The following is a 2,390-nucleotide window of genomic DNA, read 5'->3' as shown; positions in this document are numbered from 1 at the left end:
CGCGAGGGCGCGCCGTCGTCCGAGTGGGCACGCGCCAACTCGCAGGTCCGCGGGTCCCTGGCGGAGACGGGAGTGGGCGCGACCGACCTGCTGCTGTGGGCTCTCACCGCCGCCGCGGCCGGGGTGACCCTGATCCTGTGGGCCACCCGGCGGCGCGGCGACCCCGGGGACTGAGCATCCGACACCCGGACGGGTCAGAACGTCGTTCGCGGCCGGATGCTGTTGGCCTGGTCCACCAGGCGGAAGCGCTGCTGACGGGTCTCGGTGGACCGCGCGAGGGTCCGCAACACGGTCTCGGCGCCCGACCTCAGTCCGAACTCGGTGAACGGCACCCCGCGCATCAACGGTGAGGGCGAGGGCTCGTTTCCGGGAAGCTGGATCCAGGCGAGCGCGGTGGTGAGCACGGTCAGCCGGATCTGGAACGCCCGGTGCTCGCCGGCGGACAGGTTGGTGACCCGGCGCGCGGCCTCCCGCAGGTGGGATTCCTCGGTCTCCTGCAGGGGCCGCCCCTGGCACAGCAGCAGGATCGCCGTGAGGTTGGCCAGCGCCGAATAGCGCGAATTGGGCGGCACCCGGTCCAGTTCCTCGATCGCGGCCGACACCTCTCCGCGCCGCTGCAGCTGACGCGCCAGGCCGAACGCGGAGCTGACCGCCGCCCGGTCCACCGACCACACGGTGCGGTAGAAGTGCTCGCTCGAGCGCGCCCAGCGGGTCTTGTCGCCCTCCGGGCACACGTCGAGGATGAGCTCGGCCGTCGCGGCCAGCGCCAACTTGGGGCCGTTCTCGCCCGGCATGGCCGACAAGACCTGCTGGAACTTCGGATACGCGCCCACGGGGTCGCCCTTGAGCAGGGCGATCACCCCGACGTACCAGACCAGGCGCCACTCCGAGCGCAGTCGGTGGGCGTTCTCCTCCAGCAGCGCCTCGGCCGCCGCGAGGTCGCCGCTCTCGAGGTAGGCGCGGGTGAGCGACATGATCACGCCCACGCTCTCGTGGGCCTCGGACTCTGAGTCGGAGTAGAGCTCACGGAGCGTGTCGATCCGCTGCTCGACGGAGGTGTACGAGGTGGCGGCGAGAATGCGCCCGGCGGGATCGGAGGATTCCATCAGCGGCACGGGCAGGGCGTCGACGAGTTCGGCCCCGGTCAGGGTGGTGTCGCGGGCGTGGCCGTCGACGAGGAAGTCGGTCGGTTCGACCGTGAACAGCGTGCCGAAGGTGGACCGCTGCGGCGAGAACACCGAGGAGAACGCGGGGTGTGGTTTCCCGGTGCGCAGCGCCAGCACCTCCCGCAGCACCCCCATGAGCTGCCCGGCCATCCCGTTGGCGCTACGGAACCGCATGTTCGGGTCCTCGTTGGTGGAGCGCAGCAGGAACCGGTAGAGCGAGTCGTACCGGCTGAACACCGGCTCCTCGACGGGGGAGGGGATCCCGTCGGCGTAGCGGCCGTCGACCACCGGGAGCCGGACGATCAGCGAGGCCAGGGTGCGCCCCACGGTGTACAGGTCGGAGGCGATGGTGGGGCCGGTCACGGGGATCTCCGGTGCCTGGAAGCCCGGGGTGCCGTAGATGTGCCCGTAGTCGCACACGCCCGAGACGGCGCCCATGTCGATGAGCTTGACGTGGTCCTCGGTGAGCATGATGTTCTCGGGCTTGAGGTCGTTGTAGACCAGTCCCACGGAGTGCAGGTAGGACAGCGCTGTGAGGGCCTCGAGGACGTACGCGATCGCCTTCTCCACGGGCAGGACCCGGCCGGGCGCCGACCGCCGCACGTCCCGCAGGCTGGGGCCGCCGACGTATTCCATGACGATGTACCCGCCGTGCGTGGGCGAGGTGGCCCAGTCGTCGTGGATGAAGTTGTAGATCCGGACGATCGACGGGTGGGAGAGCTCGGCCAGGATCTCGCGCTCGGCCACCGCCACCTCCTGCGCCTCCGCCTGATCGGCGTGGAGCAGGCCCTTGAGCACCACCCACCGGTCGGAGACGTTGTGGTCCACCGCGAGGTAGATCCAGCCCATCCCGCCGTGGGCGAGCGCGCCGCGCACCTCGTACTGGTCGGCCACCACGTCGCCGGGCCGGAGCTCGGGCCGCGGGAGACGGCCACCGGAGGCCTCGCACTCGGCCTCGATGTCCTCCGGCGAGAGCATGGCCGAGTTGGGGTCCACAGGGATGATGTACGGCAGGTCCACCAGCCCCTCCGACGCCGGACTCGGCCGGTCCTCGGGCTTGCTGGGTTGCCGCATCCGGAACGGTGCCGAGCCGGTTCGGTCGCCGGTGGTGACCTCGCCGGTCCGGGCGGAGGGCCGCTCGGCGGGGACCGATCGGGTACGCGACTCGGGGTCGTCGGTGGTGTCCGCGGTGGCCACGGGCCCGGTGACGGCACCCGCCTCGTC

1 protein-coding gene is annotated in these 2,390 nt (G+C 71.4%); it reads right to left on the bottom strand.

Going from position 1 to position 2,390, the window contains the following annotated elements; translation table 11 throughout:
- Positions 1 to 194 precede the first annotated feature (194 nt).
- A partial coding sequence (locus tag G6020_RS13945) for a serine/threonine protein kinase (RefSeq protein ID WP_182611024.1) occupies positions 195 to 2,390 on the bottom strand: 2,196 nt, incomplete at its 5' end.

It is taken from the genome of Dietzia sp. B19 (genome assembly GCF_014145155.1).
Taxonomy (GTDB): Bacteria; Actinomycetota; Actinomycetes; order Mycobacteriales; family Mycobacteriaceae; genus Dietzia; species Dietzia natronolimnaea.
Note: the sequence above shows the minus strand (reverse complement) of the source record. Positions and strands in the feature narration are given on the sequence as shown.